General features: G+C 58.6%; 17 protein-coding genes. 13 read left to right on the top strand and 4 right to left on the bottom strand.

Going from position 1 to position 18,454, the window contains the following annotated elements; genetic code table 11:
* Window positions 1-44 precede the first annotated feature (44 nt).
* The 10 genes from D3871_RS25755 to D3871_RS25710 all read left to right on the top strand — a co-directional run bounded on the left by D3871_RS25755 (window position 45) and on the right by D3871_RS25710 (window position 11,101).
* Complete coding sequence (locus D3871_RS25755; RefSeq protein ID WP_199724931.1) at window positions 45-1,463, top strand: aldehyde dehydrogenase family protein; 1,419 nt, start codon at window positions 45-47, stop codon at window positions 1,461-1,463.
* Window positions 1,464-1,492: 29 nt separating this feature from the next.
* On the top strand, window positions 1,493-2,908 hold the full coding sequence (locus D3871_RS25750) for an ethanolamine ammonia-lyase reactivating factor EutA (protein WP_119771946.1): 1,416 nt from the start codon (window positions 1,493-1,495) through the stop codon (window positions 2,906-2,908).
* 10 nt (window positions 2,909-2,918) lie between these two features.
* The gene (locus D3871_RS25745; protein ID WP_119771945.1) at window positions 2,919-4,280 is read left to right on the top strand and encodes an ethanolamine ammonia-lyase subunit EutB; all 1,362 of its coding nucleotides are present in this window, start codon (window positions 2,919-2,921) and stop codon (window positions 4,278-4,280) included.
* Between the two features lie 11 nt (window positions 4,281-4,291).
* Entirely contained in the window at window positions 4,292-5,182 is an 891-nt protein-coding gene (gene eutC, locus D3871_RS25740; protein WP_119771944.1) for an ethanolamine ammonia-lyase subunit EutC, read from the top strand.
* A 7-nt stretch (window positions 5,183-5,189) separates the two neighbouring features.
* A complete protein-coding gene (gene eutL, locus D3871_RS25735; RefSeq protein WP_119771943.1) occupies window positions 5,190-5,846 on the top strand; it encodes an ethanolamine utilization microcompartment protein EutL in 657 nt (218 codons plus the stop codon).
* Window positions 5,843-6,403, top strand: coding sequence for a BMC domain-containing protein (locus D3871_RS25730; RefSeq protein ID WP_119771942.1), 561 nt, complete (start codon window positions 5,843-5,845; stop codon window positions 6,401-6,403). The genes eutL and D3871_RS25730 overlap by 4 nt, the downstream gene beginning before the upstream one ends.
* A gap of 29 nt (window positions 6,404-6,432) precedes the next feature.
* The gene (locus D3871_RS25725) at window positions 6,433-7,752 is read left to right on the top strand and encodes a 4Fe-4S dicluster domain-containing protein (RefSeq protein WP_119771941.1); all 1,320 of its coding nucleotides are present in this window, start codon (window positions 6,433-6,435) and stop codon (window positions 7,750-7,752) included.
* Between the two features lie 10 nt (window positions 7,753-7,762).
* Window positions 7,763-8,308, top strand: a complete 546-nt coding sequence (locus tag D3871_RS25720; protein ID WP_233575821.1) for a BMC domain-containing protein — start codon at window positions 7,763-7,765, stop codon at window positions 8,306-8,308.
* Window positions 8,309-8,358: 50 nt separating this feature from the next.
* Window positions 8,359-9,690 (top strand): 4Fe-4S dicluster domain-containing protein, encoded by a 1,332-nt coding sequence (locus D3871_RS25715; RefSeq protein WP_119771939.1) that lies wholly within the window; start codon window positions 8,359-8,361, stop codon window positions 9,688-9,690.
* 133 nt (window positions 9,691-9,823) lie between these two features.
* The gene (locus tag D3871_RS25710; protein ID WP_119771938.1) at window positions 9,824-11,101 is read left to right on the top strand and encodes an HAD family hydrolase; all 1,278 of its coding nucleotides are present in this window, start codon (window positions 9,824-9,826) and stop codon (window positions 11,099-11,101) included.
* Window positions 11,102-11,628: 527 nt separating this feature from the next.
* Here D3871_RS25710 and D3871_RS25705 read toward each other — a convergent pair.
* The 3 genes from D3871_RS25705 to D3871_RS25695 all read right to left on the bottom strand — a co-directional run bounded on the left by D3871_RS25705 (window position 11,629) and on the right by D3871_RS25695 (window position 15,324).
* On the bottom strand, window positions 11,629-12,054 hold the full coding sequence (locus D3871_RS25705; RefSeq protein WP_199724930.1) for a DUF7684 family protein: 426 nt from the start codon (window positions 12,052-12,054) through the stop codon (window positions 11,629-11,631).
* Window positions 12,055-12,237: 183 nt separating this feature from the next.
* Complete coding sequence (locus D3871_RS25700; protein WP_119771937.1) at window positions 12,238-13,554, bottom strand: diguanylate cyclase domain-containing protein; 1,317 nt, start codon at window positions 13,552-13,554, stop codon at window positions 12,238-12,240.
* Between the two features lie 213 nt (window positions 13,555-13,767).
* Entirely contained in the window at window positions 13,768-15,324 is a 1,557-nt protein-coding gene (locus D3871_RS25695; RefSeq protein WP_158598060.1) for a right-handed parallel beta-helix repeat-containing protein, read from the bottom strand.
* Window positions 15,325-15,331: 7 nt separating this feature from the next.
* Between D3871_RS25695 and D3871_RS30390 the strand changes: the two genes are divergently transcribed.
* A complete protein-coding gene (locus D3871_RS30390) occupies window positions 15,332-15,670 on the top strand; it encodes a hypothetical protein (RefSeq protein WP_158598059.1) in 339 nt (112 codons plus the stop codon).
* Between the two features lie 349 nt (window positions 15,671-16,019).
* Here the strand turns inward: D3871_RS30390 and D3871_RS25690 are convergent, their stop codons facing one another.
* Window positions 16,020-17,387 carry a Fic family protein gene (locus tag D3871_RS25690; protein ID WP_119771935.1) on the bottom strand — a complete coding sequence of 456 codons (1,368 nt, stop codon included), beginning with the start codon at window positions 17,385-17,387 and terminating at the stop codon, window positions 16,020-16,022.
* 323 nt (window positions 17,388-17,710) lie between these two features.
* Between D3871_RS25690 and D3871_RS25685 the strand changes: the two genes are divergently transcribed.
* Entirely contained in the window at window positions 17,711-17,917 is a 207-nt protein-coding gene (locus D3871_RS25685; RefSeq protein ID WP_119771934.1) for a YgaP family membrane protein, read from the top strand.
* Between the two features lie 4 nt (window positions 17,918-17,921).
* The gene (locus D3871_RS25680; protein ID WP_119771933.1) at window positions 17,922-18,452 is read left to right on the top strand and encodes an RNA polymerase sigma factor; all 531 of its coding nucleotides are present in this window, start codon (window positions 17,922-17,924) and stop codon (window positions 18,450-18,452) included.
* Window positions 18,453-18,454 lie beyond the last annotated feature (2 nt).

The following is an 18,454-nucleotide window of genomic DNA, read 5'->3' as shown; positions in this document are numbered from 1 at the left end:
TCGGATGAAGCATCAAGCACTGTCTGGAAACAAAGGAAAACATTGTGGATATCGATGCAAAAGAAATAGAGCGGATCGTGCGCTCCGTTCTCAAGGAAAGCGGCAAAGTGCCGGCGGCCGCAGGAAACTCGTCCGGCAAGCTGGCGCAGGGCGTGTTTGCCAGTCTCGACGATGCGGTCGTCGAAGCCGATCGCGCACGCCGTGCGATTCGCAAGGTCTCGGAGCGAATTACGGCGGTTGAGGCGATGCGCAAAGCCGGCCAGCAATACGCGAAGGAGTTGGCCGAAATGGCGGTCGCCGAAACGGGCATGGGCCGCGTGGACGACAAGACCGCCAAGAACATCGCGCAGGCGAAACTGACGCCTGGCGTGGAGTGCCTGCAAGCGCGCGCACTGACCGGCGACCACGGCCTGACGCTGATCGAAAATGCCGCATGGGGAGTCATCGCTTCCGTGACGCCGTCCACCAATCCGGCGGCCACTGTCATCAACAACGCCATCAGCATGATTGCGGCCGGTAATTCGGTGGTGTTCGCACCGCATCCCGCCGCCAAGAAAGTATCGCAGCGCGCGATCACCCTGCTGAATGCAGCGATCGTCGCCGCGGGCGGGCCGGACAATCTGTTGACCACGGTGGCCGAACCGGACATCGCGACAGCACAGCGCCTGTTCCGCTACCCAGGCATCAATCTGCTCACGGTCACCGGCGGCGAAGCGGTGATTCATGAAGCGCGCAAGCACACCGACAAGCGCCTGATTGCGGCCGGTGCCGGCAATCCCCCGGTCGTGGTCGACGAAACGGCCGATATCCCGCGTGCGGCACGTGACATCGTGTGGGGTGCGTCATTCGACAACAACATCATCTGCGTCGACGAGAAGGAAATCGTCGTGGTCGACCAGGTATGCGACAAGCTTAAAGCCGAGATGAAGAAGCACAAGGCGGTCGAACTGACCGCTGCCCAGGCGCGCCAGTTGCAGGACGTGCTGTTGTCGAATATCGGCGCCGACGGCAAAGGCACCGTCAGCCGCAAATGGGTGGGTAGGGATGCTGCCAAGATCGCGGCCGCAATCGGCGTGACCGTGCCGGAAGATACCCGCCTGCTGTTCGTTGAAACAGAGCGCGACCATCCGTTCGCCGTCACCGAATTGATGATGCCGGTGATCCCTGTCATCCGCGCCGCCAATGCGGACGAGGCGATCGACATCGCGGTGGCACTGGAGGGTGGCTGCAAGCATACCGCCGCAATGCATTCCCGAGATCTCGACAATCTGGACCGCATGGCGAACGAAATCAATACCAGCATTTTCGTGAAGAATGGACCGTGCCTCGCAGGGCTGGGGTTCGGCGGGGAGGGCTGGACCACGATGACCATCTCGACTCCGACCGGCGAAGGCGTGACGTCCGCAGCGACGTTCGTGCGCCTGAGGCGGTGCGTTCTGGTAGATAACTTCCGCATTATATAAGTGCCTGGCGCGGCGATCGAAGAGCACATATGGCTTCCAAGAGGATTAACAGCGTGGGAATCGACGTGGGAACGACAACGACCCAGATCATTTTTTCGCAGCTGGAGCTGTTGAACACAGCTGCGGCATCGGAAGTGCCGCGCTATGAATTTTCTCGGCGGGATGTGACCTATCTGAGTCCGGTGATCTTCACGCCGGTCGACTTCGAGGGACGCATCCGCAGCCCCGAGTTGATGGATTTCATCGTGTCGCAATACAGTGCAGCGGGGCTCGCGATGAGCGACGTGGAAAGTGGCGCCATCATCGTGACCGGAGAAACGTCGAAAGCGGCGAATGCGCGCGATACCGTGATGCAACTCGCCGAGCGGCTCGGTGACTTCGTGGTGGCGACCGCAGGGCCGCACCTGGAATCGGTCATTTCCGGCCATGGATCGGGGGCAGCGGAATACTCGCGCAAACACTCGGCGCGTGTGCTGAATATCGACATCGGCGGAGGCACCTCGAACTACGCCCTCTTCGAGGCCGGGAAGCTGGCCGATACGGCTTGCCTCAACATCGGCGGGCATTTGATCGAAACCGGCGATAGCGGTGAAGTGCTGCGCGTGCACCAGCCTGCCAGGATGGTCTTGAAGGATTGCTTTTCGGCGCTACCCGAGCGTGTGACGAACGAGCATGTCGAGGTCGCCGTCAATCGCATGGCCGAACTGATCGTGGAAGTGGTCGAGGGTCGCATTTCCGGTCTGGCAAGCCTGCTGTTGATGACGCCGCCGCTGAATACACATGCTGCGCTGGATGCGGTTTTCATCTCCGGCGGCGTGGGCGAATGCTTTTACAGTGACGAAAGTGCGCAACAGGATTACGGTGATATAGGTCCCCGGCTTGCCGCGGCCCTGCGCCGCCATCCTGCATTGCGTGCCATGTCCGTGCGGCGGCCCAGTCATACGCTACGCGCCACCGTCATCGGCGCCGGCGCTCACACACTGTCCCTGTCCGGCAGCACGATCTGGCTGGATTTTGCGGCACTGCCGATACGCAACGTGCCGGTACTGCATGCGTCGGACAGCGCCACGAAGGCACCTGAAGATCTGGTGCATGCATGGAAGGCCAATGCGCAGATGCAGGACATCGCGCTCGACGTCGAATGCTACGCCCTTGCGATTCCATTGGCGCTGCCTGTGACTTACCGCTCGGTGCAGCTGTGCGCAGCGGCGCTGCAATTGTTCATGGCCGAATGCAGGAATGTGTCCTATCCGCTGATTGTCATATCCAGGCAGGACTTCGGCATGGCGCTGGGTATGGAATTGCAGCCTTGCATGCGGCAACGCGAGCTGGCGGTCATCGACGAAGTCGAGACGCGCGAGTGGGATTACATCGATATCGGCAAAGGCCTGTTCGGCGACACCGTGGTGCCGTTGACCGTCAAGTCGCTGGCCTTTCCATCATAGGACGATTGCAATGAAGTTGACGACCCATCTATTCAAAGAGTTCTACCGTTTTGCGGACGTCAAGGAGGTCATGGCCAAGGCCAGCAATGCGCGCTCGGGCGACATCCTTGCCGGCGTCGCGGCGCAGACCGCCAAGGAACGTGTCGCGGCCAAGCAGGTGCTGAGCAACCTGACTCTCGCCGATCTGCGCAACAACCCGGTGGTGCCTTACGAACAGGATTCGGTCACCAGGGTGATCCAGGATGCCGTCAACGGAAGCGCGTACGAAAAGATCAGAAACTGGACCGTCGGGGAATTGCGGGAATGGCTGTTGTGCGACGATACCTCGGTGAGTGATATCGAATTTGCGCGCAAGGGCATGACCGCCGAAATGATTGCCGCCGTTGCCAAGCTGTGCTCGAACGCCGACCTGATCTATGGCGCGAAGAAGATGCCGGTGATCAAGACCGCGAACACCACGCTCGGCCGTCCCGGCACCTTCAGCAGCCGGCTGCAGCCCAACGATACGCGCGACGAGCTGAAAAGCGTCCGGGCGCAGATTTACGAGGGCCTGTCGTATGGCGCCGGCGACGCACTGATCGGCATCAATCCGGTTTCCGACAATGTGGAAAGCTGCAAGCGCATGCTCGGACAGATCTACGAGGTGATCGACAAGTATGCGATCCCGACCCAGGGCTGCGTGCTGGCGCACGTCACGACCCAGATGGAAGCGATTCGCCAGGGCGCGCCCGCCGGACTGATTTTTCAGAGCTTGTGCGGCAGCGAAAAGGGTCTTAAGGAATACGGCATATCGGTTGAACTGATCGATGAAGCCTACGAAGTTGCCAAACACTACAGCCGCATCTCGGGCCCGCATGTGATGTATTTCGAGACCGGCCAGGGATCGGCGCTGTCTGCCAATGCCCACTACGGTGCCGACCAGACCACGATGGAAGCGCGCAACTACGGTTTGGCGGCGCGTTGGGACCCGTTTATGGTCAACACCGTGGTCGGCTTTATCGGTCCTGAATACCTGTACAACGACCGGCAGATTATTCGCGCTGGCCTCGAAGATCACTTCATGGGCAAGTTGTCCGGCCTGTCGATGGGATGCGATTGCTGCTACACCAATCACGCCGAGGCGGACCAGAACTCGAACGAAAACCTGGCGGTGCTGCTCGCCACGGCGGGATGCAATTTCGTGATCAACATGGCGATGGGCGACGACATCATGCTGAATTATCAGACGCTTGCCTTTCACGATATCGCAACGATCCGCCAATTGCTGAATCTGCGGCCGGCGGCGGAGTTCGAGGCCTGGCTTGAGCAGCAAGGCGTGATGGAAAACGGCCGCCTGACCCGCAAGGCAGGCGATGCATCAATCTTTTTCTGACAGGAGCCGGTATGAATCACGACACTATCGATGACATCGTCCAGGCCGTCATTGCCGAAATCAGCCGCGACAATGCGGCTGCCGCCGCGACTTCGCCGTCGTCGCCGTCGTCGCCGTCGTCTGTGACAGAGGACGAGCGCGATGCTTTGCCCGACCTGAGCGGAGAAACTTTCCGCCGCCGGGTTTCGGTACCGCACCCGCACAAGCCGGAAGTGCTGCAGGACCTGGTGAACAGCACCGGTGCGCGGGTGGCGGTTGGCCGCGCCGGCCCACGCCCGCGCACAACCTCGGTATTGCGCTTCCTGGCGGATCACTCGCGTTCGAAGGACACGGTGCTCAAGGATTTTCCGATGAGCTGGGTCGAGGAGTCGAAGCTGCTCGAACTGCGTACGGAAATCATAGAGAAGGACCAATTCCTGACGCGCCCGGATCTCGGCCGCCGCCTGTGCAAGGAAAGCGTGCAACTCGCGATCAGCCGCTGCAAGCCGCAGCCGCAGGTACAGGTCATGGTGTCCGACGGCCTGTCCACCGACGCGGTGGTGGTGAACTTCGACGAAATCATTCCGCCCTTGCTCAAGGGTCTGGAAAATGCCGGGCTCGATGTTGGCACGCCGGTCTTTGTCCGCCACGGCCGGGTCAAGGTCCAGGATCACCTCGGCGAAATCCTTGGTGCGAAGGTCGTTATCCTGCTGATCGGTGAACGGCCGGGCTTGGGACAATCGGAAAGCCTGAGTTGCTACATGGTCTACGGCCCCACCGTGGAGAAAACGGTGGAGTCGGATCGCATCTGCATCTCCAACATCCATGCGGCCGGCACGCCGCCGATCGAAGCGGCAGCGGTGATCGTCGATCTTGCCAAGAAGTTCCTGCGCGATGGCAAGAGCGCAGGCGCAACCAGGTAGAGCGGGCATGGCCATCCTCGACATTGTCAAACCATCGGTACGGGCCGTACGCCTGATTCCGTCGGTGCATGCCGGCTTGCGGCAGCAGCTCAAATTGCCGGCCCATGTGCACAGCCTTGGCCTGCTGACATCCGACTCGGACGATGTCGCCTATATTGCCGCCGATGAAGCGACCAAGCATGCGCAGGTCGAAGTCTATCTTGGGAACTCTCTGTATGCCGGGGCAAGCCACAGTTGCTCGCCTACCGCCGGCGAAGTGATCATCGTGCTGGGCGGTCCATCGCCATCCGAGGTACGGGCGGGACTGGACCGGATGATCGCCACGATTGAAAGCGGGCCGGCATTTCGCCATGCCGATGATGCCGGCACGATCGCGTTTCTCGCCCACGTGGTCTCGAGCTGCGGCAGCTATCTGTCCGAGCTGGCCGGCGGGCCGGCCGGACGTCCGCTGGCTTACCTGATCGCACCGCCGCTGGAAGCAATGTACGGCCTGGATGCGGCATTGAAAGCGGCCGAAGTCGAGCTTGCCAGATTCATTTCCCCGCCTTCCGAAACGAACTACGGCGGGGCTGTTCTTGCAGGCGATGAAGCATCCTGTCGCGCCGCCTGCGACGCATTTTCAAAAGGGGTGCTGGGCGTTGCGCAGCAGCCGGTTTATCTATGAATGCCCGAATTACATCACTCGGTTTTGTCGAAGTTAAAGGATTGTCCTGCGCAATTGCGGTCGCTGACGCGATGCTCAAGAGCAGCAGTGTGTGCCTGTATGCGCAGATGCAACGAGATCCCGCGCAGATCACGATTGTGGTGGAAGGAGATCTCGGCGCTTGCGATGCCGCGGTGACGGCCGGCGCAGAGGTGGCGCGTGGTTTGGATGCACTGGTGGGTGTGCTGGTGAAAGGCAAACCGGATATCGCGATTGAAGCACTGCTTCGCGAACAGCGTTCCGCCGCACAGAAGGTGGCCGCTCCGATCGTTTTAGCACAGTCTGCCGCACCCGCAGCTCCGGCCCCATCAACCGGTGGGCATGAGGACTACGGCATGAGCGAACGCACCTTGCTGGTTTTCCTGGCTGACGCGCCGGGCGGATGCACGGTGTCGGTGCTGGCCGCTCATTTCAAGACCAACGTTCAACTGGTGCGGACAATGCTGAACCGGCTGGAGCGCGAACAAAAAATCGAACGATCCGGCAAGCGCTTCCGCGTGTCGTCGGTCGCAGCATGACCTTATGACTATCTGAAACGGATACGACGATGCAAGTCAACGAGATTGCCGGAAAGATCAAGGCGGCGGGCGTGGTGGGATCCGGCGGAGCCGGATTTCCGACGCACGTGAAGTTCGCCAGCAAGGCAGAAATTTTTCTGGTCAACGGCGCCGAGTGCGAGCCGATGCTGAAGGTGGACCAGCAATTGATGGCGAAGTATCCGCGCGAGCTGATCCGCGGGATCGAACTGGGCATGACGGCCACTGGCGCCAGGGAAGGCGTGATCTGCCTCAAGGCCAAGTACAAGGCGGCGATCGCGGCGCTGGAACCGCTGCTGCCGTCCAGCATGCGCATCCACATTCTCAAGGATGTCTATCCGGCCGGCGATGAAGTCATCACCATCTGGATGGCCACCGGCAGGCGGGTACCGCCGGGTGCGATCCCGATCAGCATTGGGGTGGTGGTCAACAACCCGCTCACCCTGATCAATGTCGCGCGCGCGGTGGACCAGGACATGCCGGTGATTACCCGCACGCTCACGGTCAGCGGCGCGGTGCGCAAGCCGCTGACCGTGACGGTGCCGATCGGCACGTCGATGACGGAAGTGCTGGCCATGGCGGGCGGCGTCACCATTGACAATCCGGCCTACCTGGATGGCGGACCGATGATGGGCAAGCTGGTGAACGACATCAACCAGCCGGTGACCAAGACCACCGGCGGCTTGCTGGTGTTCCCGGCCGACCATATCCTGATCAGGCGCCGCACCACCAGCATGGAACACATACTGAAGGTAGCGAAGAGCACCTGCGATCAATGCGGTTTGTGTACCGAGATGTGCCCGCGCCACTTCATCGGCCATGAGCTGCCGCCCAGCCTGATCGTGCGCGCGGTGAACTATGGCGACGTCAATCGGCCTTCGGTGCTGCTGTCGGCCCTGACCTGTTCCGAATGTGCGATCTGCGAAGCCTATGCCTGCCCGGTCGACATTTCGCCGATGCGCCTGAACATGGCGCTCAAATCCCAGTTCCGCGCCGAAGGCTCGCGCTATGTCGGCGAGCTTAACGATGCCGACCCGATGGCCGAGCATCGTCTGATTCCTTCGCCGCGACTGGTCACTCGCATCGCTGTCGGCCAATACGTGATGGATGCGCCGCTGGAGGAAGACGGTTGGCGGCCGACGAGCGTGGTGCTGCCGTTGCGCCAGCACATCGGCGCGCCCGCCACGCCGGTAGTGCGCCCGGGCGACCGCGTACACCGGGGCCAGTTGATCGCAGACATGGAAGAGGGCGCGCTTGGCGTGCCGATCCACGCCAGCATAGAAGGTGAAGTCACGGCCGTGACTTCACAGACCATCACGATTACCAGATAAGGAGGAAATCATGCATTCCATTGGATTAATAGAAACGAGCAGTATCGCAAAAGGTATCGAGGTCGGCGACGCCATGGCCAAGACGGCCAACGTCACCATCCTCGCCGCGAAAACGATTTGCCCCGGTAAATACATTGTAATGATTGGCGGCGAAGTCGCCGCCGTGGATGCGGCGGTTGCGCGGGGCGAAGCAGTGGGCGGAGCAACGCTGGTTGATAAGTTCGTCATCGCTAACATCCATTCATCGATTTTACCCGCCATCAGCGGCGTGACCTCGGTCGACCATATGAGCGCGCTCGGGATTCTTGAAACGTATTCGGTCGCCGCCATGGTCGATTCGGCCGATGCGGCGGTCAAGGCGGCCGATGTGTCCTGCCTGCGCCTGCATCTCGCATTCGGTATCGGTGGCAAGTGCTACGGCCTGTTCACCGGCGACGTCGCTGCGGTCGAGGCAGCGGTCAAGGTCGGCGCGGAGCTGGCCGGCAGCAAGGGAATGCTGGTCCAGTACGTCGTGATTCCGCGGCCGCATGCGGAAATGGTCAATCACCTGCTGTGACACAGAGCGGTCGCAGCATGACCTTATGACTATCTGAAACGGATACGACGATGCAAGTCAACGAGATTGCCGGAAAGATCAAGGCGGCGGGCGTGGTGGGATCCGGCGGAGCCGGATTTCCGACGCACGTGAAGTTCGCCAGCAAGGCAGAAATTTTTCTGGTCAACGGCGCCGAGTGCGAGCCGATGCTGAAGGTGGACCAGCAATTGATGGCGAAGTATCCGCGCGAGCTGATCCGCGGGATCGAACTGGGCATGACGGCCACTGGCGCCAGGGAAGGCGTGATCTGCCTCAAGGCCAAGTACAAGGCGGCGATCGCGGCGCTGGAACCGCTGCTGCCGTCCAGCATGCGCATCCACATTCTCAAGGATGTCTATCCGGCCGGCGATGAAGTCATCACCATCTGGATGGCCACCGGCAGGCGGGTGCCGCCGGGCGCGATCCCGATCAGCATTGGCGTGGTGGTCAACAACCCGCTCACGCTGATCAATGTCGCGCGCGCGGTGGACCAGGACATGCCGGTGATTACCCGCACGCTCACGGTCAGCGGCGCGGTGCGCAAGCCGCTGACCGTGACGGTGCCGATCGGCACGTCGATGGCGGAAGTGCTGGCCATGGCGGGCGGCGTCACCATTGACAATCCGGCCTACTTGGATGGCGGGCCGATGATGGGCAAGCTGGTCAACGACATCAACCAGCCGGTGACCAAGACCACCGGCGGCTTGCTGGTGTTCCCGGCCGACCATATCCTGATCAGGCGCCGTACCACCAGCATGGAACAGATTCGCCGGGTGGCAGAAACCAATTGCGTGCAATGCAACTTGTGCACCGAGCTATGCCCGCGCCACATGATCGGCCACGAACTGCCTCCGCACCTGTTGGTCCGCTCGAGCAATTTCAACGATGTCGGTACGCCGCTGGTACGGCTGGCCGCGCTGACCTGTTCCGAATGCGCGATCTGCGAAGCCTATGCCTGTCCGGTCGACATTTCCCCGATGCGCCTGAACATCGCGTACAAGGCCGAGCTCCGCGCCGAAGGCGCGCGTTACGTTGGTGATCTTCGTCCGCTCGATGTGCTGGCAGAGGATCGGTTGATTCCGTCGATACGACTCGTTCATCGCAATGCCATTACCCGATACGTCCAGGACGCGCCGCTGATTGAGGACGGCTGGCTGCCGGAAAAAGTGAGTTTGCCCTTGCGTCAGCATATCGGTGCTGCCGCTACGCCGGTCGTGCGTGAGGGCGACTACGTACACCGGGGCCAGTTGATCGCACAGATGGAAGAGGGGGCGTTGGGTGCATCGATTCACGCCAGCATGGACGGTGAAGTCAGCACGGTGACTGCGCAGTCCATCACGATTTCAGGAAAGAAGGCGAAGTAATCCGTTTTACCGGAAGGCCGGATGCGATGTGCCATTGGTTTTTGAGCGGAGGTCTCGGCAAGGTGGACGGCAGAAGATCGGCCGCAGTCGATCATTCTTTAGATGTATCACAACCAGAAAAGGAGTAAAGAACATGGATCGTCGGTTATTTTTGGGTCGAGTGGGTACTGCAGCGGCGGCAACGCTGCCGCTGTCGGTCTTGGCAGCCAACGCGCCGGACGTGGCGGCAGCGCCGGTGGAACTGGATCGCGCCAAATGGAGCGCTCCGACGCGCCAGGCGATCGAAGCACTGATCGCGCGCCACGGCAAGCACAGCGCTGGCTATACGGCTAACCGCCGTCCCTACGCAGTGTTCGACTGGGACAATACCTGCATCATGAACGACACCGAAGAAGCGTTGTTCATGTACCAGATCAACAAGCTGGCCTTTCGCCTGACGCCGGAAGATTTCGGCACCATCATCCGCAAGGGCGTTCCCGCCGGCGCCTTTGCCGCGGACTACAAGAATGCCGAAGGTCAATCCGTCACGCTCGACGCCATCACCGCCGACCTTGATGCGGACTACGCGTACCTGCACGCGAACTACCGTGGCATGAAAGGCAGCAAAACGCTCGAAGAAATTACCGCGGACGATCACTTCATCGATTTCCGCGCCAAGCTGTATTACCTGTACGAAGCCATCAACGACACCCACGGTCCGAACATCGGGTATCCCTGGGTGATCTATTTTTTCGCCAACATGACGCGCGCCGAAGTGGCCGCACTGGCGGAAGAATCGAACGACAACGGCTTGAGCGACCAGATCGCCAAACTCAAGCTTGCCAGCGCCAAGAGCCTGCCCGGCAAGGCCGGCGTGGTCAGCGTGTCGCACACGCGCGGGCTGCGCCTGACCCCGGAAATAGCGAACCTGATGGAAGTGCTGCGCCGCAATGGCATCGATATTTACGTCAGCACCGCATCACTCGAAGACGTGGTGCGCGTATTTGCCAGCCTGCCCAAGTACGGTTATCACGTCGCGCCGGAAAACGTGATCGGCTTGCGGCTGGACATGAATGGCGATGTCTACCAGTCGGCGTACCGCAAGAACTGGCCGCTGAATTGGGGACCCGGCAAGAGCCTGACGATCCGCAGCGAACTCATCGCCACCAAGGGCTACGGGCCCATCTTCGTGGCCGGTGACAGCGACGGCGACTATGACATGCTGCGCGACTTTCCGGAAACCGAAGTCGGCCTGCTGGTCAACCGCCTGAAGAAAGGCAACATCGGGAGCCTGTGCAAGCTGGCCGCGGAGCAGCGCGGCAGCAACAAGCCGCGTTTCGTGATGCAGGGGCGCTTTGAAGTAACAGGGCAGTGGCTGCCGCGCGAAGAGACACTCAAGCTGGGACAGAAAGAACCGAAACTGCTTGCGTAGCGGACGAGGATGGTATGCCGAGCGAGTTTCCGGACGGACTCGGTTGAACCAATGCAGTACCATATTGCGTGAGCGAATCAAGCGGAGGGGGAAAAAGGAAAAATGGTTCAGCGTGATTGGTGAGACTGTATGAGTAGGCATTGATGCGAGCTGGAATCACGCATTTCGACTTGGGGACCTACACGTAATGTTGTAGCTAAGTTCAAATCTATGGTCACCCTCCGATTTGCAACCCTGGATTGCTGACGTTGTTGGCTTGCGCAAATCTATACGGCGTCTGATTGGAGTACATTCTCCGCGCCACGATGAGAGTCGCGCCTGGTAACCCTTAAAAATGTCCGCGGCTTCGAAAGCCATTTGAATTTACAGGTTCTTCACCAGGCCGGTATGCCGTTTACGTCATCAGATTCCTACGGTCGCAAAACCAGATCGTTACCACCTTTGATGCTTGCTCGAAAGCTGCTTAGCTGCAGATCGCAGCCTATGGCTCCTTAAATTCTGTGTACCTCGCCGCCAGTGCGGATATGTCATGAATCCTCATACATCTCAATCAGTTCTTGTTGCCGTGCCTGTTCAGCGATATGCAGGATAATCGTATCCCGCAGCTCTTGCGCAGGATGATGCGCGCGGTGCTTCGCAAACCAGAATGCCTCGCTCAATTCTTCGTCGTCGTGCGATGTGGTCATCACGCGTTGGTCTTCTGGAATGTCCTCATAGTCGAATGCTTCCAGACCGGCCTCGTCGACGGATTCGTCCCAGGAAGTGCATTCCGTTCCCCAGGCGAGCATGTATCGGCAACCGGAAGAGACAAGCCAACGACTGACATCCCATTGCCAGAATTCAGACACGTCCTCCTCGATGATGACGATGGCCTTGAAAGGAGAGATTTCGCTCATGGTCGGCAGAGAATCGCCCGACCTCAGATGCAAGTATTTGACAGACTTGTTTTGCATGGCTGCATTGATACGGAAAGTTCCGATTGATAAACCGGCACTCTGCCTGATTGCTTCATCCTTCGCAAGATGGTGGCGTTCGGGTTGCCGATGTGGTCGACTTATCAAACAGTAATTCTAAAAACCTAAGGTGAAACTATCTTATATGAATCCAATGGATTCCAATGGATTCCATTGCCAGGATCAATTCGCTGCGGAAACTTTACCTTGTTTCTTCGCAAGGTACATGGCCTGGTCGGCATGCTTCATGAGTTGTTCCGCGTGATCGCCATGATCGGGGTAGAACGCGATTCCTACACTCGGCATCATGCGCAGCGATTTGCCATCTATCGTTACCGATTCATGGACCACGGTGCGGATCTTGTGCGCGGCGGTGAAGGCGTCTTCGGATTGGTGAATGCGCTCGATTAGTACCACAAATTCGTCTCCACTCAGGCGCGCGACCGTATCTTCCTCGCGCACGCATTGCTTCAATCGCCGCGCAACCTCCTGCAGCAACAGATCGCCGGCCGCATGTCCGAGCGTGTCATTGACTTGCTTGAAATCGTCGAGATCGATATAGAGCACGGCCGTCCGGCCCTCTTCCCGGCGGGATCGAGCAAGCGCGATCTTCATCCGGTCATGCAGTATGCGCCGGTTGGGCAAACCGGTCAGTTCGTCGAACTGCGCTATCTTCACCAACTCCGCATGTAGCTGCTTGCGCTCGATGGCCGCAGCCGCCTGCTTGGAAACGAACTCCAGCAATTCCTTGTCTTTCTCGGTATAAGACGTTCCTGGGGTGCTTTTCATAATCAGCGCACCCATTGTGGCTTTTTGCGAGAAAAGCGGTACGGCCAGCCAGGATGCATCGATACTCGGAGATACCTCAGCACCGGCGATCGAAGCCGATGGCTCGCGCCGTATCACCATCGATTTTCTGCCACGGATAACTTCAGCACAGATCCGCAATACGATACCTTCGGGTATGAGGGATCCGTCGCCATGGCCGCCAAGCTGGTACGGAAAACCGAGCAGATCGCTGTCTTCATCGCACATCCCAACGGCAAAACCGTCCGCTGGGATCAGCTGCGCTATGATTTGATGAATTTCCCGGAACAAGGCAGTCAGATCAAGAGCAGAGTGCGCAGCTTCAGAGATTGCATATATTGCCGCTTGCTGTGCGTCTGCGCGTTTTCGTTCCGTGATGTCGCGCGCAACGCCAACGCGCAATTGGTCAACTTCAGACCAGCGCGCGGACCACATGATATTGGCGAGACTGCCATCTTTGCGAATATAGCGGTTCTCGAAGCCTATCCTCGGATGTCCTGCCATCACATGGCTTGCCTCTTCGCGGGTCCTTGCGCGATCTTCGGGCGAGATGAAATCGATCATTGTCTTGCCAATCATCTCTTCCGGCGTATAACCCAGGATGCGCTCGCAGGCCGCACTGACGTACACAATGCGCCCGTGAACATCCACCAGGAATACCGCGTCGAGCAAGAGATCTACAAAGTTTGGCATCGGGTCTGTTGTTTTCGCGCTTATGTCAGAAGAATACTATCAAGCGGCAGGCTGTGAAAGCGCAAGCCCCCGTCTCGATTGCATCAGCCTGTTCCTGGAGAGTGCAAACATGCAATTTTAGTAAGATGCCGGCCGCCGCGTGCCCGCGCGTGGCCGTCAATTCGCATGTTCGGAGACAATCATGACCAGCATGATGACTTTGCTTCGCATCGACTAAGGCGTACCGAACGTCGAACTGCCGTCCTGTCCCGTGCGTTGTTTCCACTGCGCGTAGTTAAGCGCCTCGCCGTTATAGTTCGCAAAGATGGACGACGAGCTCTGGTAGGTGTTCGATGCGTAGCTTGCAAACCGTGCCACGGCATTCACACCGAGATCGCTGCTGATGCGGTATGCCTCCTGGCTACCGGTCATGGTGAATCGATTATTGGAGAAGATGTTGTCGCGTACGGTCGCCGTAGTGCCTGCTTCCACAATCTGTATATGCGATTGCGTGCTGGACGAGAAATTGTTGCCGTCGATCAGATTGTTGTAACCATTCAAGATTTCCATCCCGTTTCCGCTGTCGGAGACGGTATTCCCGGTCACCGACGTGCCGTTTGCATAGTCGCCCAGATAAATTGCCCATGCCAGCCTCTGGGCTTTACCGACGTTACGGATGACGTTGTTGGCAATGCTGGTATTGAGCGCGGCTCGGTCCGGCGCCGATGTGAATATGCCGCCGCAGTCGGTCAGCACCTGGCAGGCGCCGTCGACGGTGTTGCTGTTTACCTTTGCATCGCGGAATACGCGAATGCCGATGTATCCGGAATTGGTCACCTGATTGTTTTGCACGAGCGCACCGCGACCGGCAGTGAGGTTGATCGCCGCATGCGCATTGGTCGGCATGCCGATCGTGCCCGATGCATCGATGGTCGAATTCCTAATCACTTCATTTCCGCCGCCCCATTTCACCGCGATCGCATCATGGCGTGAATTGCGAATTGTGGTTGCGTCAACCGAAAGATGCGTGCCGCCGGAATTGAGAATGCCATTCGCGGAAGAGTGGATGATGTGCGTTTTGTTTACGCTCAGGTTGCTTGCACCGAGCGCATTGATCCCATTGGCAGCACCGTAGATGCTGAGATTTTCAAGCGTGATGTTTTTGGCATTCGTCGCATCAATTCCGTCTTTGTTCGGCGATACCCAGACCCGGCCTTCCGGAGACTGGCCATCGGGTGCCCAGACATACAGGCGTCCGTTACTGAGCGCCCACTCGCCCGGTTCGTCCAGCATCCATAGTTTGCCTTCGACATAAAAGTCTACCGCGCCATTGAGCGTGTATCCATCGAAGTTGATGTCACCGGTGGACGTCAACGTCATTCCGGAAGCGGAATATGCCGTTATCTTTCGTGCCTCCACGGCCCACTCATACGGCTTGAAGACGAGCGTGGCGCCGACCAGGTCCGAATTCGGCATTGCATAAGTGAGGCTTCCTGCATCGGAGGCGCTGGCCTTTGCCCATGTCTGCGCGCGCGATGGCCAATGCGCGCGAGTGAGCGGCTGGTCCGCGATAATGACCTGTGCCACTTCGAACGGCACCGGCGCGGAAAAGACATTCCCCTGGTATCGAGTCCATCCGGCAATAACCTGACCAGGCGTGAGCACGGCGTTTCCGCAGTCACCTACGGTTCTTGCCGTGATGTCCGACTTTCCCTTCAGGTCGAGCGTGCCATGATAGGTCCTGCCGCATTGCAGATCGAGCGTCGCGCCGTTCGCGATACCGCTTGGCATTGGAAGGATGGGCAAGCCTTGTGGCGCAACCTGGATTGGTGTCGCTGGGATTGTGACCGTTGGCGATGTCGCGGATGCGGGCGATGACGGGGAGGGGCTCGCAGCATCCGATGACGAGGCCCCTTGTGGCGCCGCGATATTCGTGGGCGTTGCTGATGTTGCGGCGCTTGCTGTCGTCGTTTCTGTTGCCGCCTCCGACGTGGTTGATGTGGAGGAACCGCCGCCGCAAGCGACCAAACCCAGACAAGATGATGCCACGATGATGAAACGTGCTGCTGAACGTGTAGGGGATAAGAGTTTGATCATTGCTTGGGCTATGCCGATAACCGCACGGGCATCAGACTGAAAACATAAAGGTCTTGCATTTCAGCACGTCAACATCGCGCTATCAATAGCCGATATGCCAACTTCATCGGTAGAAGTTGTTACGAATAGTGAGTTGTGCAAGTGCTCTCCATTGGCTCCGAGATCGGTGGTAGTGGATCGATGAGTGCGACACGCGCATCCTTTTTCGTCATGACTCATGCCGTTTTTTTCATCGCGAGTAATGCAATTAACTGATGCGGATATTGTGAGCGTATGCGGCATGCGCGTCGCTTTGGTGCCTACCGGATTGCGGTATCAATCTGCTCTAGTTGCAGCAAAGGGACGTTGATTGTGCAGCAAAGGGACGTTGATTGATCAAGGAGGGTAGCTTATCGGTCATTAGACATCTCCGACGCTTGCTGCGATTTCCACGCCGCGAGTTCGGAAGGTCGCAAGCCATAACGGGCAAGTACGCCTTCATGCAGACGTCGCAGTTCCTCGACGATCAGGGCCTGTACATTGTCGCGATCGGGATCGGGTACGGCAGATTTTACTGCCTGCCGGATCAGCGACAGGGCGTCCGTTTCCGGTCGCGTGACAACGTCGCGTATCGTCTGCTTGATGATGTCTCGATAGGCAAGCCGGGCGGGGTCCGGCTCCGCAAGGTCCTGTTTGATGGCCAGGTACTCTTGGGTCGATCGCTCATAGGCCCATACATAAAGATCGCGCAGCAGTTCAATCCGCGTCATTTCGTAGAGGCCGAGAACTGCGCGGCTGTATGCCTGCTCCGGTACGTCAAGAAAGGTGAGCGGGCAAAAGTTGGCGCGAAACAGTGGAAGATTGGCGGCCAGGCGTGAAGTGCGCTTGTTGATGTCAGCGAACGGCTGCAGATAGGGCAGATGCACCAGCACGAAAAAGGATTGCTCGAACGGGTCGACGATGTGGTTAGCCTTGGCGAGAACCACATCGAGTGCTTCATCGATCTGCTGCGGCGCCGATAGCGGACGATATACGCTCTTGCCGATATCCACCGCATGCTGGCGAATGCGACCTTCATCCGCGGGATTGGGAAGCAGGTTTTCCGACAGGGCGCTATGCAGATTCATCAGGGTATAGCGGTTGAATTCCGCGGTTCCGATATTCTCTACCAGTAGCTCTATTGCGGTCTTATGGTTGAGGATCATCTGCGTTTCAATCGCCGCCTTGCCATGCGCCGCCGTGCCATGTTCGATCAGTTCGCGCGTATCGAGGCGCGAATACGTATTGCCTTCCAGATGACTTGATGCCCACGACAAATCGATCAGCAAACGATTCAGGATCGCACGGCTGTAGGTGCCGGCCGGGGCATCGGCTTGCGCGGTCTTGCCCATCTTGTGCAGCTGGCGCCGCAACGGCTCGGGCAGATACCAGGTCTTGTTCGGTTGGTAGGCGTTGAGGAAGTCAGGCTGGTAACCGACAGGTTTGCGCGCCTCAAGCGGCTGGTCGATATAGTGAACGATATCTCGGCTATCGGCGGATAGGGGAATGTAAGTCGGGAAGATGTCTTGCCGAGTACCAGGCGACATCGACCGAGCGATGAAATACCGACGGGCGCGCCCCTCGCCGACTGCCGTAATATCGCCGTTCCCAATCAACTGGCTGATCCACCGCTGGGCAGTACGGCGCGGCAGGTCCGGATGGGCGGTCAGCAGTTCAGCCAGCGTCAAGCCGGCTGGTGATTCCTGGACTGTCTTTAATAATCTGGAAGTGGACGACATAAGGTGGGTGGCGCAGTTCGTCACATGAGGTGGCGTAATTATGGCGCAGTTTGCAGAACTGCGCCAAATAAATGGCGCAGTTGTATCCTTGTAATTATTTGCTTGCCAACGGGGAATCCTTATCCGCGATCTCCATAGAACGACATTTGTTTTAATAACATTTCAACAAATGGACTTAATTGCAATTTTTATAATTAAATTCAGCTGCCGTGAAACATTCTGCTCACGGCAAATAAAAAAACCGATCCCGCGAATCCTTTATCAATTTCCCTTCCTCTTACCGTTTGCACACCAATCCTGTGTGTTTAAACAAGGGAATCTCGATGATCTATCGTAAAAATGTAAGCGGAAAAGAGCGTATGGGCCGACTGCTAGCGGGCGTGGCAATGATTCTTTGCGGCTTGTTCGGCCTGCAGGCTTCGCTGCTGGGCCTCTTGCTTGCCGGCGCGGGCGCCGTCAGTGTGTTGACGGCGATGTTCGGGTATTGTCCTGCCTGCGCCGCTGCAGGGCGCAAACCCATAGGACGATAAACCGATGCAGATATCCAGCAGCCTTTTCGAAGCCGCGCAAGCAGGAGACCCCGACGCGCTGAACCAGCTACTGTTGCAGCTCAAGCCGGACATACGGCGCTACGCCCGGCGGCAATGCCACCGCTCTTCCGTCATCGAAGATGTGGTCCAGGAAGCGCTCATCGTGATTTACCGGCGCGTGGGCAGCGTACGCACTCCCGCCGCGCTTGCCGGCTGGCTCATCACGATGATCACCCGTCTCTGCATGCTGCCGGCACTGATGCTGATGCGCGGCGCCGAGGAGCTGACAGCCGTAGACGAGACCCGATATCTTGCCAGCGTGCCGAACGATGATTTGCGGCTCGATCTGGTACGTGCAATCGAGTCGCTGCCCGCGCCATACCGTGAAATCATTATTCTGCGGGATCTTGAAGAACTCACCATTCACGAGGCGTCCCGGCGCATTGGTATCACCCGGGAAGCCGCAAAAAGCCGTTTGCACCGGGCACGTGCCTTCTTGCGTGAATATCTGATTGATGGAGGAGTGGCTAAATGAGC

The sequence above is a fragment of the Noviherbaspirillum saxi genome (genome assembly GCF_003591035.1).
Classification (GTDB): domain Bacteria; phylum Pseudomonadota; class Gammaproteobacteria; order Burkholderiales; family Burkholderiaceae_D; genus Noviherbaspirillum; species Noviherbaspirillum saxi.
Note: the sequence above shows the minus strand (reverse complement) of the source record. Positions and strands in the feature narration are given on the sequence as shown.